The 16,490-nt window shown below is 59.2% G+C and carries 32 protein-coding genes; 18 read left to right on the top strand and 14 right to left on the bottom strand.

All coding sequences use genetic code 11. The annotated features are described in order from the left end of the window. Nucleotides 1–11: 11 nt before the first annotated feature. The 4 genes from J6497_RS13105 to J6497_RS13090 form a co-directional block, all read right to left on the bottom strand. Nucleotides 12–1,001 carry a hypothetical protein gene (locus J6497_RS13105; RefSeq protein WP_225704684.1) on the bottom strand — a complete coding sequence of 330 codons (990 nt, stop codon included), beginning with the start codon at nt 999–1,001 and terminating at the stop codon, nt 12–14. Continuing rightward, entirely contained in the window at nt 998–1,753 is a 756-nt protein-coding gene (locus tag J6497_RS13100) for an ERF family protein (RefSeq protein ID WP_225704683.1), read from the bottom strand. The genes J6497_RS13105 and J6497_RS13100 overlap by 4 nt, the downstream gene beginning before the upstream one ends. Nucleotides 1,754–2,036: 283 nt before the next feature. Next, nucleotides 2,037–2,501 (bottom strand): hypothetical protein, encoded by a 465-nt coding sequence (locus J6497_RS13095; RefSeq protein WP_225704682.1) that lies wholly within the window; start codon nt 2,499–2,501, stop codon nt 2,037–2,039. 1 nt (nt 2,502) lies between these two features. Continuing rightward, on the bottom strand, nt 2,503–2,778 hold the full coding sequence (locus J6497_RS13090; RefSeq protein ID WP_225704681.1) for a hypothetical protein: 276 nt from the start codon (nt 2,776–2,778) through the stop codon (nt 2,503–2,505). Here J6497_RS13090 and J6497_RS13085 point away from each other — a divergent pair. Together J6497_RS13085 and J6497_RS13080 are read left to right on the top strand one after the other, a co-directional pair. Next, on the top strand, nt 2,758–3,273 hold the full coding sequence (locus J6497_RS13085; protein WP_225704680.1) for a hypothetical protein: 516 nt from the start codon (nt 2,758–2,760) through the stop codon (nt 3,271–3,273). The two genes, J6497_RS13090 and J6497_RS13085, sit on opposite strands and share 21 nt — an antisense overlap. Nucleotides 3,274–3,583: 310 nt before the next feature. Continuing rightward, nucleotides 3,584–3,874 carry a hypothetical protein gene (locus J6497_RS13080; protein ID WP_225704679.1) on the top strand — a complete coding sequence of 97 codons (291 nt, stop codon included), beginning with the start codon at nt 3,584–3,586 and terminating at the stop codon, nt 3,872–3,874. A gap of 1 nt (nt 3,875) precedes the next feature. On the opposite strand, the gene J6497_RS13075 is transcribed toward J6497_RS13080, so the two are convergent. Then, entirely contained in the window at nt 3,876–4,226 is a 351-nt protein-coding gene (locus tag J6497_RS13075) for a helix-turn-helix domain-containing protein (protein ID WP_225704799.1), read from the bottom strand. Nucleotides 4,227–4,320: 94 nt separating this feature from the next. Between J6497_RS13075 and J6497_RS13070 the strand changes: the two genes are divergently transcribed. After that, nucleotides 4,321–4,530: a helix-turn-helix domain-containing protein gene (locus J6497_RS13070; protein WP_225704678.1), complete on the top strand. Its 210-nt coding sequence runs from the start codon at nt 4,321–4,323 to the stop codon at nt 4,528–4,530. Here J6497_RS13070 and J6497_RS13065 read toward each other — a convergent pair. Continuing rightward, complete coding sequence (locus J6497_RS13065) at nt 4,524–4,778, bottom strand: hypothetical protein (RefSeq protein WP_225704677.1); 255 nt, start codon at nt 4,776–4,778, stop codon at nt 4,524–4,526. The two genes, J6497_RS13070 and J6497_RS13065, sit on opposite strands and share 7 nt — an antisense overlap. Before the next feature lie 152 nt (nt 4,779–4,930). Between J6497_RS13065 and J6497_RS13060 the strand changes: the two genes are divergently transcribed. The 15 genes from J6497_RS13060 to J6497_RS12990 all read left to right on the top strand — a co-directional run bounded on the left by J6497_RS13060 (nt 4,931) and on the right by J6497_RS12990 (nt 13,319). Next, complete coding sequence (locus J6497_RS13060) at nt 4,931–5,323, top strand: hypothetical protein (protein WP_225704676.1); 393 nt, start codon at nt 4,931–4,933, stop codon at nt 5,321–5,323. A gap of 92 nt (nt 5,324–5,415) precedes the next feature. Further along, nucleotides 5,416–5,577, top strand: coding sequence for a hypothetical protein (locus tag J6497_RS13055; protein ID WP_225704675.1), 162 nt, complete (start codon nt 5,416–5,418; stop codon nt 5,575–5,577). Nucleotides 5,578–5,580: 3 nt separating this feature from the next. Next, a complete protein-coding gene (locus J6497_RS13050) occupies nt 5,581–5,979 on the top strand; it encodes a GcrA family cell cycle regulator (protein ID WP_225704674.1) in 399 nt (132 codons plus the stop codon). Between the two features lie 41 nt (nt 5,980–6,020). Next, nucleotides 6,021–6,494: a hypothetical protein gene (locus J6497_RS13045; protein ID WP_225704673.1), complete on the top strand. Its 474-nt coding sequence runs from the start codon at nt 6,021–6,023 to the stop codon at nt 6,492–6,494. 2 nt (nt 6,495–6,496) lie between these two features. Next, complete coding sequence (locus J6497_RS13040; protein WP_225704672.1) at nt 6,497–6,970, top strand: hypothetical protein; 474 nt, start codon at nt 6,497–6,499, stop codon at nt 6,968–6,970. Between the two features lie 173 nt (nt 6,971–7,143). Continuing rightward, entirely contained in the window at nt 7,144–7,554 is a 411-nt protein-coding gene (locus J6497_RS13035; RefSeq protein ID WP_225704671.1) for a winged helix-turn-helix domain-containing protein, read from the top strand. Then, nucleotides 7,547–8,002 carry a RusA family crossover junction endodeoxyribonuclease gene (locus J6497_RS13030; RefSeq protein ID WP_225704670.1) on the top strand — a complete coding sequence of 152 codons (456 nt, stop codon included), beginning with the start codon at nt 7,547–7,549 and terminating at the stop codon, nt 8,000–8,002. The genes J6497_RS13035 and J6497_RS13030 overlap by 8 nt, the downstream gene beginning before the upstream one ends. Further along, complete coding sequence (locus tag J6497_RS13025) at nt 7,999–8,310, top strand: hypothetical protein (RefSeq protein ID WP_225704669.1); 312 nt, start codon at nt 7,999–8,001, stop codon at nt 8,308–8,310. The genes J6497_RS13030 and J6497_RS13025 overlap by 4 nt, the downstream gene beginning before the upstream one ends. Next, nucleotides 8,307–8,738, top strand: coding sequence for a hypothetical protein (locus J6497_RS13020; RefSeq protein WP_225704668.1), 432 nt, complete (start codon nt 8,307–8,309; stop codon nt 8,736–8,738). Before J6497_RS13025 ends, J6497_RS13020 begins: the two co-directional genes overlap by 4 nt. Next, on the top strand, nt 8,738–9,250 hold the full coding sequence (locus J6497_RS13015; RefSeq protein WP_225704667.1) for an ASCH domain-containing protein: 513 nt from the start codon (nt 8,738–8,740) through the stop codon (nt 9,248–9,250). The genes J6497_RS13020 and J6497_RS13015 overlap by 1 nt, the downstream gene beginning before the upstream one ends. A gap of 204 nt (nt 9,251–9,454) precedes the next feature. Further along, a complete protein-coding gene (locus J6497_RS13010) occupies nt 9,455–11,005 on the top strand; it encodes an AAA family ATPase (protein ID WP_225704666.1) in 1,551 nt (516 codons plus the stop codon). A 40-nt stretch (nt 11,006–11,045) separates the two neighbouring features. Next, on the top strand, nt 11,046–11,300 hold the full coding sequence (locus tag J6497_RS13005) for a hypothetical protein (RefSeq protein ID WP_225704665.1): 255 nt from the start codon (nt 11,046–11,048) through the stop codon (nt 11,298–11,300). Between the two features lie 73 nt (nt 11,301–11,373). Next, complete coding sequence (locus tag J6497_RS13000; RefSeq protein ID WP_225704664.1) at nt 11,374–11,556, top strand: hypothetical protein; 183 nt, start codon at nt 11,374–11,376, stop codon at nt 11,554–11,556. A 93-nt stretch (nt 11,557–11,649) separates the two neighbouring features. Beyond that, nucleotides 11,650–11,985, top strand: coding sequence for a hypothetical protein (locus J6497_RS12995; RefSeq protein ID WP_225704663.1), 336 nt, complete (start codon nt 11,650–11,652; stop codon nt 11,983–11,985). A gap of 14 nt (nt 11,986–11,999) precedes the next feature. Then, on the top strand, nt 12,000–13,319 hold the full coding sequence (locus tag J6497_RS12990; RefSeq protein WP_225704662.1) for an SGNH/GDSL hydrolase family protein: 1,320 nt from the start codon (nt 12,000–12,002) through the stop codon (nt 13,317–13,319). Nucleotides 13,320–13,339: 20 nt separating this feature from the next. Here J6497_RS12990 and J6497_RS12985 read toward each other — a convergent pair whose 3' ends face one another. From J6497_RS12985 to J6497_RS12950, 8 genes are all read right to left on the bottom strand, one after another. Continuing rightward, complete coding sequence (locus J6497_RS12985) at nt 13,340–13,564, bottom strand: hypothetical protein (protein ID WP_225704661.1); 225 nt, start codon at nt 13,562–13,564, stop codon at nt 13,340–13,342. Nucleotides 13,565–13,811: 247 nt separating this feature from the next. After that, nucleotides 13,812–13,997, bottom strand: coding sequence for a hypothetical protein (locus J6497_RS12980; protein WP_225704660.1), 186 nt, complete (start codon nt 13,995–13,997; stop codon nt 13,812–13,814). Further along, nucleotides 13,994–14,266, bottom strand: a complete 273-nt coding sequence (locus J6497_RS12975) for a hypothetical protein (RefSeq protein WP_225704659.1) — start codon at nt 14,264–14,266, stop codon at nt 13,994–13,996. The genes J6497_RS12980 and J6497_RS12975 overlap by 4 nt, the downstream gene beginning before the upstream one ends. Nucleotides 14,267–14,377: 111 nt before the next feature. Further along, the gene (locus J6497_RS12970; protein WP_225704658.1) at nt 14,378–14,611 is read right to left on the bottom strand and encodes a hypothetical protein; all 234 of its coding nucleotides are present in this window, start codon (nt 14,609–14,611) and stop codon (nt 14,378–14,380) included. Between the two features lie 2 nt (nt 14,612–14,613). After that, a complete protein-coding gene (locus J6497_RS12965; RefSeq protein WP_225704657.1) occupies nt 14,614–14,835 on the bottom strand; it encodes a hypothetical protein in 222 nt (73 codons plus the stop codon). Nucleotides 14,836–14,886: 51 nt separating this feature from the next. Next, nucleotides 14,887–15,141, bottom strand: a complete 255-nt coding sequence (locus J6497_RS12960; protein WP_225704656.1) for a hypothetical protein — start codon at nt 15,139–15,141, stop codon at nt 14,887–14,889. A gap of 81 nt (nt 15,142–15,222) precedes the next feature. Continuing rightward, nucleotides 15,223–15,489, bottom strand: coding sequence for a hypothetical protein (locus J6497_RS12955; RefSeq protein ID WP_225704655.1), 267 nt, complete (start codon nt 15,487–15,489; stop codon nt 15,223–15,225). 124 nt (nt 15,490–15,613) lie between these two features. Beyond that, on the bottom strand, nt 15,614–16,483 hold the full coding sequence (locus J6497_RS12950; protein WP_225704654.1) for a DUF932 domain-containing protein: 870 nt from the start codon (nt 16,481–16,483) through the stop codon (nt 15,614–15,616). Between the last annotated feature and the right edge of the window lie 7 nt (nt 16,484–16,490).

The raw sequence follows: 16,490 nt of genomic DNA, 5'->3' as shown, positions 1-16,490 counted from the left end.
TTTTCTGTACCTCAGTAAGTGATGGTGACTGCGGGAATCTTGCCCTTGGCGATCAGGGTCACGGCAAGCTTTGCGGCGTCCTGGGAAAGCCCTCCGGAAATCAGCGCGAGCATTGCAGCGCGGTGGATGCCGGCGCGACGGTCGACGTCGCGAGCGCGCGCTGCTGCTTCATCGTCAACCCGCTTGTTTTCCGCCGCGATGCGGGCGCGCTCATAAGTGATGGCTGCCGCTGCATCCTGCTGTGCCTGCAAGGCGGCGGCCTTGTCGCGCTCCGCCTGGGCGAGCGCTTCGGACTTCTCTGCTTCGAGGCGGCGGAGGTCGGCGGCTGCCTTCGCTTCGGCGTCCGCGCGGGCCTTCTCCGCCGCCTCCCTGGCGATGCGCTCCTCTCGGTCCCGGCGTTCCCGCTCCGCCGCTTCGGCGCGCAGTCGCGCCAGTTCGATAGCCTCCGCCTCCGCCTTCTCCGCGACTATTAGAGCGGCCGTGAGGGCCGTTGCCGCGTCCTCGGCCATAACCTCTGCCTTGGGGCCGAACTCTTGCCAGTCGCGCTTCATGAGGTCGCGCAGGCCATCCAAGCGGCTGCGGAGCGCTGCCGAACCGGCGCCAAACAAATCAGTGCTGATTGCATGGATTGCGTTTAGCGCGATCTCGTGAGCCTCAACGCGGGCCTTCTCCGCGTTCTCCCAATCGGTGAGAGGCTTGCGAACTTCGTCCTTCAACGCTTCGAGGCGATCTCGGATAATCCGGCGGTCCGCGTCGATGACGCCGGCAACCTTTTTCAGCTTGGCAACGTGCTCTTTGCCCATCTCGTCGAGCGCGGTCTTGCTGCGCGTGATCTTGTAGGCGAGCGACGCAAGTTCCTTGCGATCGTCTTCGGTGGCGATGCCGGGCCGCTCCATTGCCCGAACATCTTTCTCCAATTTGGAGATGATCTCCTCGACTCCGCCGGGCGCGAAAACCTTCTCGGGCGTCAAAACGTCGATGTTAATCAGGGCGGTGCTCATAGCGGACTCCTCATCGAAACCAGCTTGGCCCTGGCCTTCTCGAAGTTCTTCGAGGTGATGTCTTCGAGGGTGGCGACGTGGCAGGCCTTGCAAACCTTCGCCTCATCGGCGCGAACTTCCGCGATCAGGTCGCGCAGTTCTTTCAGTTGCGCCGCGGTGATTTCGTGGGCTGGGTTCTGGTCGCCGGCTGCATTCCCGTCGTCGTCTGAGCCAATCGCGATGTTGAAAATCATTTTCAACAGGTACCGCTGGCCGTACGTCATGGCGGAGCCGGCGGCGTGCGTCTTGGTCATCACGTCTCCGCCCCTGGCTCCCTTGCCATCGGCGGGCATGTCGACCTTGTATTTCCGGGTGAAGAGTCCCTTGGTCGCGTAGCAGACGACGCGAACCATCTCGGGGTGCGGGCTATCCTCGGTGTCGTAGGAGAGGCCGAGACCTTCGCCCGTGTAGATCGGCCGCAAAGCCTTATCCAAGGCGAAGTAAGTGGCGTAGCGGCTCTTTGTCGACGGGTTGGAAGCGTCCGCCGCGACGGCGCGCATTTTCCCTTGAACGATCGACATGGATTCGTTGAAAGCCTGCTCGGCCTGCTGCGCCCGGAAAAACTCGAGCCGGTCGAACAGCTTTTCCATCTTCACGATATCGACGGACGGGTCACGCGCGGCGCGCTCCACCATCGCAATCATTGAGACGATGGGGTCTTGCGCCTGCTGCTGCATCGCCGGCACAAGCGACGCCGGTCCCTGGATGGTCAATTGATTCATGGCTACACCAGTGCTGCGAGGATGAATGCGCCAGCGAACGCGAGCGCGAGCGAAAGCTTGAAATCGAGCGTCATCGGAGCAAATCCCCGATGGCATGCGCGAGCGTCGCGGCGTTGATGACGACGGCCCAAAGCAAAACCGTCACGGCGATGGTTGCGAGATGGACGTATCCCTTCCGAAGCGGTCGGCGCATGGCTGACTCCGAGATGCGAGGGGCCTTCCGCCCTCTCGCATGCGAGGGCGGTTGTTGTGGTGTTTCGAGATTTCGAAGTGGTTAGAAGCGGGTCGGCGCTACTTCGCGGTCCTTCGCGCGCTTAACCGCGCTGCGCAGTACCTTCTCCCAGAGCGGAGCGCCGACGGCGAGGTAATTGCGGAGAGCCTTCGCGGCCTGCTTTACCGTGATGGCGCTGAACGGCAGTCCGCCGGAATGCGGGTAAAACAGCTTTGCCAGTTCCAGATTGTCGTTCATGGTAACGTCAGTAAACTTGACCCCGCCAACCAATTCTGCCGTTCCGCCGATGCATGCGACAGTGCCGCAATCAGTTTTCTTCTTCCAAACCCGCATATTGAACAGGCCATCGAAAGAATATCGGCGCTTGCGTTCGCAATCGATCGCGATCGGCGGCGGATCAACGTGCTTCGCCTTGCCCCCTTCGAGCAGGCGAAGGGTTTTCACCAAAGCATCTTTCTGTTTTTGGGTGATGCCGAGCGTTTCCGCCGTCTTGAATCGTGCCGCCATGTTAGACTCCTGCCGTTGCGTGCTTGCGCAAATCGCGCGTGTGATCGTGGTGCGCGGCCGCATGGTCGGGCTCGTCTCTCATTTCCTCGCCATCCTGGCGAAGAACATCCAAGCGTTCGGAAAGGTCGGTGATTGCGGACAACCGAGTGCAGCCGAAACCCTTCAAGCCGTCGCGGTCGTCTGCGAGCACCGCGGCATATCCGCCGGCAATCGGGACAATCCCGGTCACCACCGTTTCACCCGACACGCGGAAGAAATGCTTGCGCTCCTGTTCCAAGATCATCGTTCCTCACTGAGCCGCTTGCAGCGTGCCGGCCTTGGCCAGTTCGCGATGAAACGCGGGATTGCGGACGAACTTCGCGGCGTGCTCGAAAGCGAGTTGCCGGGCTTCATTATCGCGGCCGGCGCACACTGCCGTCTTCCAACGCTGGTACGTCTCGCTGTAGCGATGCGGAATCTTTCCGTATTTGCTGTAGGGAGAACGGGACTTCGTTTTCTTCGTCAAACTCACTGCTGCCACTCCTCAGAAAAAAATCGCGTAGGTGAGGAGCGCGAGCGCGAGAACAGCGTCAGCTATGACGACAAGAGCAAAGCTCTTGAGCGTGAAAATCTTTTTTGTCTGCATCATCGGTCCCCACCGATTTCATCGGACAGCACCGCGCCGCCGATGGGCAAACTAATAGTGATACTAAAAGCAGATCGCAACATGAATCTCAGTGATACTATAAAGAATGTCGATCACGGTTCGGTGACGGCCCTCCGGCCGGCTTGACGCGGCAATAGTGACTCTATTAGCCAACCGCTCCCGGTGACGATTCCCCTAGCGGGTTGCCGGTAGCGCAGGGTGTGAGGGATTTCCCTTGTCGGATGTGCTGCTAGGAAAAACGCCGAGACAGGCTGACTCGTCCCATTCCGTCTCCCATCGACAGAATGAACGCGGAGGCCAATGTCTTCCTCACTTTCCTCACTGTAATTCAGTGAGGGGGGTAAGGGGGGTGTTGGCTTCCTGAACCCTTCCGAGCAACCCTCGACAGAGACTCAGAAAGTAAGAGATTCAGAGTCTTAGTTATGGAGAGAGGCTCGTGAGCAAATTTCTGATCCGGAAGAAGGGCGCGAAGGTCCGCGCGCACATTTGGAGCGAGTCGCGGAAAGATACTGCGTGCCGCATGTGGTCGACCGGCGGGCTCAAGCGTCACCGCTACGCCGTGACCGAATCGCGTGGTGATTTGGAGATTTGTGCAATGTGCGCGCAAAAATCGCTTGAGTCGGGCGATTCACGAATCGCTGAAGTGGCGCACGAGAGAGTCGCTCTAACCGGCCTCGGGCTCCCGATTGAGGAGCCGCCTCGCCAGCCGATCCTCTGGGAGGATTAGGCTAATTCAGGCTGCTCTTGCCGGTGATCGTCTTGGCGATCTCAAGAATTTTCTGGCGGTCGGACGGCTCGGCCGTTTCCCAGATGGCCCAAATGGCCGAATCCTCGGTGGGGTCGACCATCAATAGTTGACCGGGCGTGCACTGTAGCGCCTCGGCGATGGCGTGCAGTCCCTTGTCCGAATAGCCCTGCTTTCCCTGCTCAAGCTGAGAAATATTGCCCACTGTCATGCCGGCGCGCTCGGCAAGCTGCTCCTGGGTCAAGCCGCGGTACTTCCGCCATTGCTTGACGTAATTGCGCCTCCAAGGGCTCGGGCGCGGCGCAGCACGGCTCTGAATCGTTTTTTTACCCATACTAAACATTTGGAACTATCAACTCGTCGCTTGCCACATAGCATCACTAAAAAGTTGGCTTGAAAGCGAATTTTAGTAATGCTATTAGTACGCCATGAAACTAACCGACTGGTTGAGACGAGAAGAACGACGGCGCTCTGCATTCGCCGCGAGTGTCGGCGTGTCGCCCGCGACGATTACCGGACTGTGTAACGGTACGGTCTGGGTCGGTAGGGAGCTCGCCAAGCGGATTCTCGATGAGACCAATGGCGAAGTGACGCCGAACGATTTCCTCTTTGAGGAACAGCTTGGGGCGGCTCAATGACTTTGATGGCTCTCCATCATCTGGGCGAGGTTGAAAGCTTGCTCTGCCACGTGCTGGCAAGTCCGCCCGATCTGCATCAAGTGTTCGGCGCGGACAACCTTGCTGAACAGCCAATGCACCTGTCCGTGACGCCGCGCATAGTACGTGACCCGCACGTTCGGCCCATCGATTTCCGTTGTTACGCCGGTCACGTAATATTCCGGAAGTCCAAAAGTATCCGGAATCAAGTCTTGTTCCTGCATTCCCATGCGGTGTCTCGTTCGTTCTTTTTTGAAGTTCGCGAACGGTCTGGGATAGATCGGCAGGTTTCAAGTAAACTCTACGATTTTTATATCTGGAATGCACTGGCGGCCTCTCTGTCTGTTGGTGTTGCCCTCGAAATCGTTGCGGGGGTTGCGCTATGGATGCAGTAAGCCGACTGATTCCAAAGGAAGCAAGACCTGGCTCGGAAAGGGCTTTCCGAAGTTCGGCAAAGCCGGGCGTGATTGATTCGGTAACCGCGATCGTGGCGCGGGTTGCTCAGAAGCTTTGGCCGGTGAAAACCGATTGGGCTTTGCGCCACAAGACGGGCGCGAGCGATCGCATGTGCCGATACTGGCTAGAAAACAAATACAGCCTCTCGTCTGACGCACTTGCATGCCTGCTGCGCAGCGATGAGGGTTTCCAATTCCTTGAAGCCATCATGGGCGACGCAACACCGCTCTGGTGGATCGACTTCAAGCGAAGCGTGAAAAGAGCGGAGTTGCGTCGCCAGCAAGAGGAGTTGGCGAAGGCGATCGAGGAAACCGGATAGGGGCCGGCGCTCTCTTCCTTTCTCAAAACATAGTCCGACTTGCGTAGCGCTGCCGCGCGCTTTGCGGCGTGAGTTCGTGCGGGGGCTCAACAGTGCTGAAAAACATCTTCATCAACTTCGCTGATTGGCTGGCGATCTACGCGAAGCGAAGGGCGCATTGGTGGCTCAACGTTTCGCGTCGGTTTGCGGACTTCGCCGAGGCCATCCAGGCGGGCGTATCCATCGATCAAATCCAAAAAGAACGGGAGCATTGAACTATGCATGGGCCAAGCGAATGGGATGACAAAGCGGTTGGGTTGCTCGAAAGCTATGCCCCGCTTTTCACGGCAAGCGAAATTGCAAGCCGGCTCGCGGCGCATGGGTACGACTTCACCCGCAGCGCCGTCATCGGCAAAATGCGCCGGCTCCATGTCGCCACGCGCGGCGGCGACGTGAAGAAGCGCAAAGCCCCGCTGCCTTCGCCTAGTGCCGTCGCGGCGTTCGAGCCGCGCCTCGTGCCGTTCCTGGCGCTGGAAGATGGCGAATGCAAATTCGAGTGCAGTCCACACGATACGCCGACAAATGAGTTCGTGTTCTGCGGCCTTCCTCACCTTGATGACGACGGCATGCCGTATTGTGCCTATCACCGCTCCATCGCTCGGAGGTCGGCGGCGTGAGCGCGTCTGTTATCCGGAGCGGGCGCTATGTGGCGCCCGGCATGGGTCCGTCCGTGCACGAACTGCGCGAGCGCGACATGCTGACTCTGGCGCCGCAAAGGGTCGCGGAGATCGGGCGCGCGAAGCTGATTATCTCGGCCGTGCTCTCGCTGCACCGGATGCACCGCGACGACTTTTTCGGGCATAGGCGCGATTTGCATCTGGTCGCTGCTCGGCGCGACGCCGCGCATCGGCTGCGCGAGGCGGGATTCACGTCGGGGCAAATCGGCCGAATCCTCAAGCGCAACCACACAACGGTGCTGAATTATTTCGACGGGCTGCGGGACGGCAAACGCCGGCGACTCAACGAGCGCGCGGTGCTGCGTCATGTCGATCCGGAATTGAGAGAGCCAATCCAGATGATCGCGCAGGCGGAGGGCGTCACGCTCGAAATGCTTATCGCGCAGTGGGTCGGTGAACGGGCTCGCTATGAAATCGGTCGGGCTGAAACTGCCGATAAACGAGAGGAGAAGTGAACGTGTCGAAAAGTCAGAACATCAAGCCGCCGGTTTCGGCGGAGTTGCCGCCGGAGAAAATCATCGACTTGGCGGAGATCGAAACGTTGTCGGGCGATATCCGCGACGCGCTGTTGACGCATGTGCGATCGATCAAAGTGCCGTGGGCGATGCTGGCGGAGGATGAGCAACAGGAAGCAATTGACGCCATCCAGAAAACCGCGATCGACGCTGTTCGCCGCGCCGCTGGCCTGATGGCGCAGCAGGGTTTCCCGCATATCGTCGTGAAGCTCAACAAGTGGCTCGTCAAGGATTCGATCAAGATGGAAATCGAAACCTCCGCCCTGGTCGACAGCATGGCGAAGTTGGCTGAGCACGGCAATTCGTCGGCGATGCTGATCCTGTCCGACCCGACGGTTTACCTCGGCGAACGCGCGCCGGCAAAGGCGGACAAGGATCAACCGGACCTTCCTGGGACAACGGACGATGACGACTAAGCCGGGGGAGCGCAGCTCGCGCACCCTGCACATTCCGGCGCTGAGTCTCGTAGACGAGGGACTCATCGCCGCTTTGTGGCGCCGCGGGCTGAACACGGCGGAGATCGCAAAGCAATTGCGGCTCCGCGAACATACGGTGGCAAATCGTCTGCCTGATATCCGGAGAACAGTCCGTGTCTAACGAAAAACAAATCCTGTGCCCGTGCTGCGGGCAATCTATGCACCTGGGCGATGGGCTGTCGTGGAGTCCCGATACTCGGCAATTGCTCGGTACCAGCTATTCGACTCGGCTCACGCCAAGCGAAGCAACCATTTTCGATGTGCTGTGGAAGTCAGCGAAAAATGGTCGGGTTGTAACCCGCGAAAAACTATTCGATGCGCTTTATTGGAATGATCCGAACGGCGGGCCGGACTGGAAAACGGTCGACGTTCTTCTGTGCAAGCTGCGCAAGAAAATCGAGTCGTCCAACGTGGAAGTCATCACGGTGTGGAAGGAAGGCTATTTCCTTCGTGTCCGTCTTGAGCCGGGCGAGATGCTGCCGCGCCGCAAGTATTCGGTGTCGGAGGTCCACCACAATGCTTGAGGTGATGATTCAGCTTGCGGGTGCTCCGCAGGGCAAGGGCCGTGCTCGGTCATTCCTCTACAAGAAAAAGAAAACCGGAAAGCTGGCCGTGGGCCACCACACGCCGGAAAAGACGGTCACCTATGAGGGGATGATCCGGACGAAAGCAATGGATGTCATGGCCGGCCGCGCTCCGATCGTCGGGCCTTGCGAGATGAAGCTGCGGGCCGTGTTTCCGGTACCGCAAAGCTGGTCGAAGAAAAAGCGCGCGCTCGCCCTGGCTGGCGCTATTCGTCCGACGAAAAAGCCGGATATCGACAATATCCTGAAGGCCTGGAACGACGCTTTCAATACCGTCGTGTTCGTCGATGACACGCAAGTGGTGCAGGGTTTTTACGTCAAGGTCTATGGCGAGGTTCCGCAAGTCCTTGTGACAGTCCGCGAGATTGTTGAGCGGGTGGAAGCATGAGCAAGATTCGGTATCAGCCGACGTCGCGCGAAGCGTGGCGCGATTTTCTTCCGGTCTCGGCCGAGCTGGATCGTCTCATAATGGAGTGCCTCACAAGGGCAAGTGAGGGGGGCCTGATCTGTCAGGAAATCGAGACGCGCATTTGCCGCTCGCACCAAGCTGTCTCTGGCAACCTTCGCCATCTTGTCGAGCGCGGCGCGGTGAAGCCAAGCGGCCTCTATGGAACGACTGAGGCGGGCCGCAAGGCGATTAGGTGGACGGTTGCCTATAACGAGCCGGTTAAGCCCCAAATGGAGATGTCGCTGTGAACATTCTCGAAGCGCCGACGGTCGGCGATCTGATCGAGGCTCTTGTTGAACGGGGCTTGCGGGTACGGGATGCGCACGATGCCATTGCGCGGGCCATGACGCTTGCTCCGCCGCGCTCGAAAAGGAAGCCGGTACAATCCACGCTCTTTCCCGATGGCGCTCCCACGAAGCCCCGCAAGGTCAAGCACCGCTGGCCGGAAGGGTTCTCTTTGACGGCGGATCGAGTCGCCTATGCGGCGGATCGCGGCTTCACTCCGCAGGAAATCGCTCGGATGTGGACGAAGTTCCAAAACGGCGCGCACGCGAACGCGCGGGAATATGCCGATTGGCCGGCGGCGTGGCGGACGTGGGTGGAAAGAGATGTCGAGTATCGCCAGCGCGAGGCGGAAAAGAACGGCGCGCGCGAAGTCATGGATAGGAGGTATTGATGCTGCCGGCGAAATGCCTTTCCCTGATTCAGCCCTGGGCCTGGGCCGTGGTGTACGGCGGCAAGCCGATCGAGAATCGCTCCTGGCGCGATGACAATCCGGCGCTGAAATTCCGCGGCCGCGTCGCCATCCATGCGTCAAAGGGGATGACGCGCACCTATTACGACGCGGCTCGCGGGTTCATGTCGCAACTCGGCGTGCGCTGCCCGGCGGCGATCGATCTCACGCGCGGCGCCATTATCGGAAGCGTCGAAATCGTCGACGCGGTCAAGCAAAGCGATAGCCCGTGGTTCTTCGGCTATTGGGGTTTCGTGCTCCGCAACCCGGAACCATGCGAGCCGATTCCTGTGGTCGGGCAACTTGGTTTCTTCGATTGGAAGCGGGCCGATATCGAGCCGCCGGCTCCCACCAAATGGATGCTGAAAGATGCGGAGCGCGTCGGATATCTTCCGGGAGTTCAAGATCATCGAGAAGTCGAGCCGGGGCGGTCAATTCTATACGACTTGTCCTGAATGCTCGCACAAGCGGAAGGCTGGAAACCGGAAAAAGCCCTGTCTTAGCGTGAAGGTCGATTCGGCCGGCGTGCAGTTCTTCTGCAACAACTGTCCGCACCAAGGCGGCGCGTTCTTCGATCAAGCCAAGGGGGCTTCCCGGCCCTCCCACAAGGGCGTGCGCAAGCCGGCGCCGCCGAAACGTTCAATTGCGAGCTATTACCGATGAGTCACGTCCTGGGCGAGGTCGCGATCAATGCGATGGAGAAGCGCGGCATCAATCCGGAAACGGCGATGCGGCTCGGTGCCTATTCCGGCCGCTGCGTCTATGTGCAGGATGAGCAAACCGGAAGGCAGAAAATCGACCATGTCGAGCCTGATCCGGAGGGCAACATTCTCGTGTTCCCGATTACGGAATACGGCGTCACGGTCGGCGAGAAATACCGCGGGCCGAACAAGTTCTTTTTCCAGAAACCGGGCGGCAAGCGCACATTCATCAACGGCGACGTGTTGGACGATCCATCGCTCTGGGACGGTACCAACGCTCTAACCATCCTTGAGGGTGAGCCCGATCTCTTCACCGCGATCGATGTCGGATTCCCGATCTCGGTTTCCGTGCCCGATGGCGCGCCGACTCCGCCGGCTGATGAGAATCGGGAAAAGCGGGATGGGGAGGAGCGGGACGACTCAACGGGCAAATTCGAATTTATGTGGATCAACCGGGAGCGGTTGAAGAAAATCAAGCGCTTCATCATTGCGGTGGATAACGACAAGCCCGGCAAGTATCTCGAAGAGGAACTTGTGCGGCGGCTCGGCGCCTCGCGCTGCATGTTCGTCACCTATCCCGCCGGCTGCAAGGATTTGAATCAGGTCCTTATGGAGCACGGGCCGGAAGCCGCGCACGCGGTGCTCCGCGATGCCAAGCCCTATCCCATCAAGGGGCTTTATACGCTTTCGGACTATCCGGAATTGCCGCCGATTGAGACCTATTCGACGGGCTGGCCCACGGTCGATTATCATTACAAGCCGTTTTTCCCGTCGTTCGTGGTGGTGACGGGTATTCCTGGCTCGGGCAAATCGACATGGGTTCTAAATCTGTGCATCAACTTCGCTCGGCTGCACGGTTGGAAGTCGTGCATCTTCTCGCCCGAAATGCCTGTGGTGCCGCACATTCGCGACAAGATGCGCCGCATGGTGACGGGCTCCGACATTGACGACTTGTCGCTGGAATACGCGCGCCGCGCTGATAGCTGGATCGGGCAGCATTTCGTTTTTATCGACCATGACGTTACCGGCGATGAAGATGAGGATTTGACGCTCGAATGGCTTGAGGAGCGCGTGATAGACGCGGTGCTGCGCCATGGAATCCGGGTGTTCGTGCTTGATCCCTGGAACGAAGTCGAGCACGGGCGCGCTCGCGCCGAGTCGGAAACGCAGTACATCAACCGCGCGCTGCGCAAGCTTCGCAAGCTCTCCAAGCGGTACGGGCTGCTGTTCTTCATTATCGCCCATCCGACGAAGAACGTTGTTGATGGCGGCCGTGTGCGCGTCCCTGGCGGGTACGATATCGACGGCTCCGCGGCGTGGCTGAACAAACCGGACCATTTGATTGTGATCGATCTTGATCCGGTGCGGCCTGACGTCACGAACATTCACGTTCGCAAGGTGCGCTTCGAAGGAACCGGCGTGAAGGGTCGCGCCGACATGAAATTCCTCACGGGTTCGAGTCGCTATGTGCTGCTCGATGAAACCAGCGCGGGGGAGATTGCGGCGTGAGAGTCGCTGTTCTGAGAGGGTTGCAAGAGGAGAGTCGGAAGTGAGTAAGCCAGAATATTTCCGCCTTGGTCCCGTGGGCCGGGCACGTCTTGAGGCGATCAAGGACGGCGCTGAGCTGCGTTTGCCGTCAGAGGAGTTGATTCTTGAAATTCTCTCGCGTCTGTCGTGCGGCATTACGATGCAAAATCTGCTCGCGATGGCGATCTCGATGGTTGATGATTGCGGAACGATTGCTGACGCGATCGAGGAAATCCGCAGCGGAGAGATTCAGTTTGAAACTGAGGCTCTGCAATGAAGGTGCTCGTTAAACAATCCGTGGCATTTGGAGGTTCGCCGCGCTGCGGGGGGCGCAGTTGGGGGAATGCGCTATGAGCGTCGTCAATTTCCCGTTTGAAGTCGGGCAAGACGTGCTCGCGCATTCCCCCAAGGGGCCATTCCCGGCCAAGATTTTCAGCCTCGTTCGCCGATATGGGGCGGCTGATTTCGCTGTCGTGATCGACGCGAAGGGCCGCACGCATCACAAGTTCTTTAGGGAGTTGGAGGCAATATGATCGAAGGAATCATAGGCCTTTGGGCAATGGTCGCGGTTGCTATCGCGCTCGCCATCCTGGCCGCAATCATCATAGACGCGTGAGAGAGAAACCATGTTTCGCAACGTCACCTATACGAGTCCCGGCGCGAAAGAAGCGATCAACCTTGATCCGATGCTCGCGCCCTTCAACGTTGCGGTGCAGGTGTTCGTCCCCGCCGGAACAACGGTAGCTTATAGCGTCGAGTTCACCCTTGACGATCTGTCCAACTCGGACGGCTCGCCGAATACCAATGTGCGGTGGACAACCGACCCTCAATTCCCGACTGCCTCCGCCGATACGATCACGGGCAATTACATTGTCCCGATCTCGGCGGTTCGTGTGAACATCGCCTCGATTGCCGGCGGCGGCGTCGAGTTCAAGGTTCGGCAGGCTCTTTCGATCAACTAAAAGGACGGTGACAAGTGACTGGAACGATCTCAATCAAGGGTGTGTCGGAAGAAACCGCGATCTCGTTTATGGACGCTATCAAGGGAATCTCGAAGGCGTCGGGTATCTCGTTCGCTCCGGACCAAGAGCCGGTGACTCCGCCGGTCGGCACGCCGCTCCCACTGCATTCGCGAATCTGCTTCGAGGGTGACAGCATCACGCGCGGCAGCAACGGGCCGACTCATGTCGAGTTCGATCTGATGTTTTCGCAGGGCCGTTTCTATGCGCCGGTCGGGTACAACGAAGCTGTTGGCGGTGAAACCGCTCGCCAGATGGCACAGCCGGCAGAAATCGCGCAGGTGCTCGCGACGAATCCAAAGGTTGTTGTATTCTTGGCTGGTACGAACGATCTCGGCGAAACGTCCGACGATGTTCCGACAATTTTTGCAAACATCCGGACGTGCGTAACGGCCTATCGGCAGGCCGGCGCTCAAGTCGTCAACATCTGCGTTCTGCCGCGTAACGATCCGAAGTGGCAGGGCCTTGGTCCCCAGCGTGAGGCTGATCGGCAGGCGCTCAATGCGATGATCCGCGCGCAAAATGATGTCTTGGTGGTCGACCTCGAATCGGTCTTTGACCCGGCGACGATGACAACCAACAACACGGCGCAAGACAACGGATTGCATCCGAACTATCTCGGCGCGATCACTATCGCGAAGGGCGTTGCCCCGGTGCTCAATTCCTTGATCGTGGCGGATACGCCTATCGCGCATTCGTTCGACGCGTCCAACCTCATGTTGGCCGCGGACAATCCGCAACTGACGGGAACGACGGGCACACACCAGATTGACCCGCCGGCCACCGGCATCATTACGGGGCCTGTTGCTGCGGGATGGGTGCTCGAAACCAACGGCAATTTTACCGTGGATGTTTCGCAGGTCACGCTTAACGGGCAGGACGCTCAGCGTATCGTCGTCTCGGGCAACAACGACACCAAGGGCCGGGCGGTCATTCTCCGCAACACGGTGACTTACTCCGGTGTGGCTGGCGAGCTTTATGAAACGTGGTGGGATTTCCAGCTTGCCGCGGGGTCTCAGAACCTCGAAACGATTGGCTGCTCGTCCGACACCACGCAAATGCCGGTTCTTCCGTTCCCGGTGAACGGTCTTATCGCTTTGCAGGTGATCCCTGGGGATGAGTTGTCTGGCGTGCTTCGGCCGCCGAATACTGCCCCGCTGGCTGCCGCTGATACGTCAACAACCGTACAGGTTTCGCTTGGTTTCCAAGTCGGGGCATGTGCGGCGGATATCACGCTGGCGTCGCCATTCTTCGGCAAGGTTCCGGCCGATCGGTAGTATCCTGGCGCGCGGCGTGGTTATTTCCGCGCCGCGCGCTCTGCCAGTTTCTCCACGTCTTCCGGGCTGATCTTGTATTTTATCATGATCCGGATGAGGTTCGCGGCGCTCTCGGGGATGGCTGATTCGTTGGCAACCCATTTCCGTATTTGGCGATCTCCGACGCCGAAAATACCGGACCGGCCGGCGCTTCTCTGGGATAGCCCAACCTTGTCTAGGGCTGCATCAAATTCCTGGCCGGTCATGGTGTCGTCTTCCTATTGAAGGCAATTTCTAAAAGCGCCTGGCGCTCGGCAATGGCGGTGCAGGGGAGTTTCCCCGGTCCACCGTGTACCCATTTCGACTTGAGTCGCCACCATGTTTTACAGCCTTGGCAACTCGCCATGGCGGCGTCAATGAGGGCGATGGCATCGGGGTTGCTGGTCGGGGGCGGCTGGCCATGCCCTTCTCTTGAATACTCGCATGGGCGGCTCCCTAATGCGTTCCTCTGGGCTATCCGACGCAGTTGCAGGCTACGGGCTTGGCCTTCACGCCTTGCCTGGCGAGTTTCGCCTTTGCCTTGGTGATGGCTTTCCGTGTTGCTGCGGTGAGGTCGGCGCGTTTCATTGACTTGGCGTCGGCGCTGGATACAGAAACGGTCTGGCCGTTGTCGAATCTTACCCAGAAAATTGCGCTCATTGGCTGGCCTCCGCCTTCGCGATCAACTCGCGGGCCTTGTGCAGGTTGAAGCTCGCGAGCGTCGTCACTGAGTTCGCGGCGATCTGCGCGGTAGCGACGTCGCGGTTCTGGATGATGGCGGCCTCCACTTCGGCCGGCGTCATGGCGCCGCGGTAGGCTTGCGAAACTTCGATGTAGCGCAGCGCGCGAGCGAGCGACGCGGCGAGTTCTTGGGTTAGGGTCATGGTATCGTCTTCTTTGTTGCGGAGGGTTTCGTTCTCCTGGCGCAAGCGCGCAACTTCGGCCTTCCAGCCTTCAACTTCTGCATTTGGCATCGGTGTGGCTCCTGATTGATCCTATGGGCAAGCCCGCGCCGATGGTCTGGCGCGGGCTGGGCGGTCTCAAAGCCGGTGGAAGAAATCGGCCAGCAAATCGTCGCGGGACGGAACATCTACACCAAGCCGGGACAGGGAGGATAGGAAAAGGTCGGCCTCGCTTTCAAGCTTGGGGCGGTCGTATCCCTGATATTGTCCCCGGCTGTTGGTGATGGTGCAGTGATCGAGTTCGCGGGTGAAAAACAGGTCAGAGATATTTGCATCGATTGTCGAGGTCGGCGCGAGTGCTGCTTTGGTCATGGTCATTCCTCGCTGTGGCGGGTTGGGATGCATAAGAGCAGGGTCTCCACGCTCTTGATGCGATAAGCCGGGATGATGGCGGGTTCGTCGCCGATGGACAGAACGGCGTCGTATGTGCGCCGATAGTCGAAAAGCAGTTTGGCGGTGGTCTCTCCTCCGTTGGTGGTCTTGATTTTGACAATCGCGCCTTTGGCGATGTCGATGGAGAAAGGGGCGGTGAACACGGGGCGGCTCCTGGGGTGGCACCCCGCCTTGCCGGCGGGACTCGTTGGTCGTTAAGAGGTCGAACCGGCTTCGATCACTTCGAAGCCTTGGGCGAGGCAAAAATCCTTGAACTTCTCAACGCGCGGGGCAGTGATCGCATAACCGTCGGTGGTCCGGTCCATGTGCCGGGCAATCCGGTTCAGGAAGTGGAAGGTGTTGGTTGACCAGCCATTGGGGCCGCCGGCGTTCTGCACGATGAAAACCTGAGTTTCGGGCGTGTAGCCAAGCAAATTCAGTTTTTTGAGATTGATGCGTCCCTTGATCATTGTGGCGGCTCCTGGCTGGTCTCTCTGACGCCTCAAGGCCCGTAGGCTTTCCCCGCGGGCCGTGGGCTATGGTGGGGAGGTTTAGGCGGCTGCGGCTTCCTTGACCGCTGCATAGAGCGGGTGGGCGGCGGTGATGCGGATGCAATCTTTCTCGAAATAGTCGGTCATGCTGTCGCTGTTGTTTTCGATCGCGAAAGCCTCCGTGAACTCGGCTGGGAAAGAATACTTCTTCGGGCGAATCTTGATCGTGGTCGGATCGATGTTTCCGATCCAGGGGCCAGCCGAGTAGGTGACGCCAGCGCGCTTGCCGTTGACCGAGATGAACTTCGAATTGATCTTGATGGACATTGCCGTTCCCTGTTGTTGATGAAGAGACTATAGGGTGAAACGTCCTATAGGTCAATAAGACCTATATCGATCTTCATCACAAGAGAGTGAGGGCGGCCCCGCCTTGTGAGCGGGGCCGGTTGGTTTAGGCGGCCTTCAATTCGGCCATGCGGGCGGTGAGGGTCCAGAGCGCGCGGTTGAGGGCCATATTGCCGTCGATGCCGTTGACCGGGCGAGTGGTCTTGTTGGTGTGAATGTTGTTCGCGTTGGTCTGGGTGTAGTGCAGTCCGCCGCGCACAAGGTTCTCCTGGGTGCGGTTGAAGGTCCGCCAGAGGTCGTTACCGACGTCGTCGCGGCGGCGGGCCTGATTGATAATCCGGGGCTGGATCGCGGCAACGGTCTCTTCTTCAAACCGCAGGTGCGCGGCTGCCTCGGCGAAAGCCTCCTGCTCGGCGGGCTTCAATTCGATCTGGCGCATAACGTCGAGCCGGGAAGCGATCTCCTTGCCCTTTTCGATGACGGTATAGGCGGCATCAATCACCTGATGGACAACGTCGCCTTTGTGGGGGACGCGAACCATGTCCATCGGGCCGTCAGAAGCAATCAAGCCGTTGGCGCAGACGATACGGAACACGCCGTCGAACATCTGGTAGCTCGAAGTGCCGTCATGAGCGTTCACCATGATGATTTCCCGGTGAGAGTCGCCCATCGTCGCAAGCGAAGCGTGACGGAAGCGGATCATGTGTTTCGTGAAAGAGCGCTTTTCCGCGTCCTTGCTGCCGCCCTGGCGAACTTCGAAGGGCTGGAAACCCTCCTTCTGCAAGCCGGCCAGAACGTTGGCTGTCGGGATGTAGGTATATTTCGCGGAGCGGCTGCTGTGTGCCTCTTCGGCGAAAACCGACGGGGCGGCGGCGCGAAGCTGTTCGATGGTAAGTGGTTCGTTACCCCGAGCGCGGACAATGGTTGCGCCGCGGCCGAAACGAGCAGTGTGGGCGGAGTTGGCTGCGTTGAACATTTTGGTC

The sequence above is a fragment of the Bradyrhizobium cenepequi genome (assembly GCF_020329485.1).
GTDB lineage: Bacteria > Pseudomonadota > Alphaproteobacteria > Rhizobiales > Xanthobacteraceae > Bradyrhizobium > Bradyrhizobium cenepequi.
This window is presented reverse-complemented; position numbering and strand designations above follow the sequence as displayed.

Excerpts from the sequence above, each read along its gene's own strand:
- J6497_RS13105 (WP_225704684.1), bottom strand. The coding sequence starts at position 1,001 with ATGAGCACCGCCCTGATTAACATCGACGTTTTGACGCCCGAGAAGGTT.
- J6497_RS13095 (WP_225704682.1), bottom strand. The coding sequence starts at position 2,501 with ATGGCGGCACGATTCAAGACGGCGGAAACGCTCGGCATCACCCAAAAA.
- J6497_RS13085 (WP_225704680.1), top strand. The coding sequence starts at position 2,758 with ATGCTTGCGCTCCTGTTCCAAGATCATCGTTCCTCACTGAGCCGCTTG.
- J6497_RS13075 (WP_225704799.1), bottom strand. The coding sequence starts at position 4,226 with ATGGGTAAAAAAACGATTCAGAGCCGTGCTGCGCCGCGCCCGAGCCCT.
- J6497_RS13070 (WP_225704678.1), top strand. The coding sequence starts at position 4,321 with ATGAAACTAACCGACTGGTTGAGACGAGAAGAACGACGGCGCTCTGCA.
- J6497_RS13065 (WP_225704677.1), bottom strand. The coding sequence starts at position 4,778 with ATGGGAATGCAGGAACAAGACTTGATTCCGGATACTTTTGGACTTCCG.
- J6497_RS13060 (WP_225704676.1), top strand. The coding sequence starts at position 4,931 with ATGGATGCAGTAAGCCGACTGATTCCAAAGGAAGCAAGACCTGGCTCG.
- J6497_RS13050 (WP_225704674.1), top strand. The coding sequence starts at position 5,581 with ATGCATGGGCCAAGCGAATGGGATGACAAAGCGGTTGGGTTGCTCGAA.
- J6497_RS13045 (WP_225704673.1), top strand. The coding sequence starts at position 6,021 with ATGGGTCCGTCCGTGCACGAACTGCGCGAGCGCGACATGCTGACTCTG.
- J6497_RS13030 (WP_225704670.1), top strand. The coding sequence starts at position 7,547 with ATGCTTGAGGTGATGATTCAGCTTGCGGGTGCTCCGCAGGGCAAGGGC.
- J6497_RS13025 (WP_225704669.1), top strand. The coding sequence starts at position 7,999 with ATGAGCAAGATTCGGTATCAGCCGACGTCGCGCGAAGCGTGGCGCGAT.
- J6497_RS13015 (WP_225704667.1), top strand. The coding sequence starts at position 8,738 with ATGCTGCCGGCGAAATGCCTTTCCCTGATTCAGCCCTGGGCCTGGGCC.
- J6497_RS13010 (WP_225704666.1), top strand. The coding sequence starts at position 9,455 with ATGAGTCACGTCCTGGGCGAGGTCGCGATCAATGCGATGGAGAAGCGC.
- J6497_RS13000 (WP_225704664.1), top strand. The coding sequence starts at position 11,374 with ATGAGCGTCGTCAATTTCCCGTTTGAAGTCGGGCAAGACGTGCTCGCG.
- J6497_RS12995 (WP_225704663.1), top strand. The coding sequence starts at position 11,650 with ATGTTTCGCAACGTCACCTATACGAGTCCCGGCGCGAAAGAAGCGATC.
- J6497_RS12985 (WP_225704661.1), bottom strand. The coding sequence starts at position 13,564 with ATGACCGGCCAGGAATTTGATGCAGCCCTAGACAAGGTTGGGCTATCC.
- J6497_RS12980 (WP_225704660.1), bottom strand. The coding sequence starts at position 13,997 with ATGAGCGCAATTTTCTGGGTAAGATTCGACAACGGCCAGACCGTTTCT.
- J6497_RS12970 (WP_225704658.1), bottom strand. The coding sequence starts at position 14,611 with ATGACCAAAGCAGCACTCGCGCCGACCTCGACAATCGATGCAAATATC.
- J6497_RS12960 (WP_225704656.1), bottom strand. The coding sequence starts at position 15,141 with ATGATCAAGGGACGCATCAATCTCAAAAAACTGAATTTGCTTGGCTAC.
- J6497_RS12955 (WP_225704655.1), bottom strand. The coding sequence starts at position 15,489 with ATGTCCATCAAGATCAATTCGAAGTTCATCTCGGTCAACGGCAAGCGC.
- J6497_RS12950 (WP_225704654.1), bottom strand. The coding sequence starts at position 16,483 with ATGTTCAACGCAGCCAACTCCGCCCACACTGCTCGTTTCGGCCGCGGC.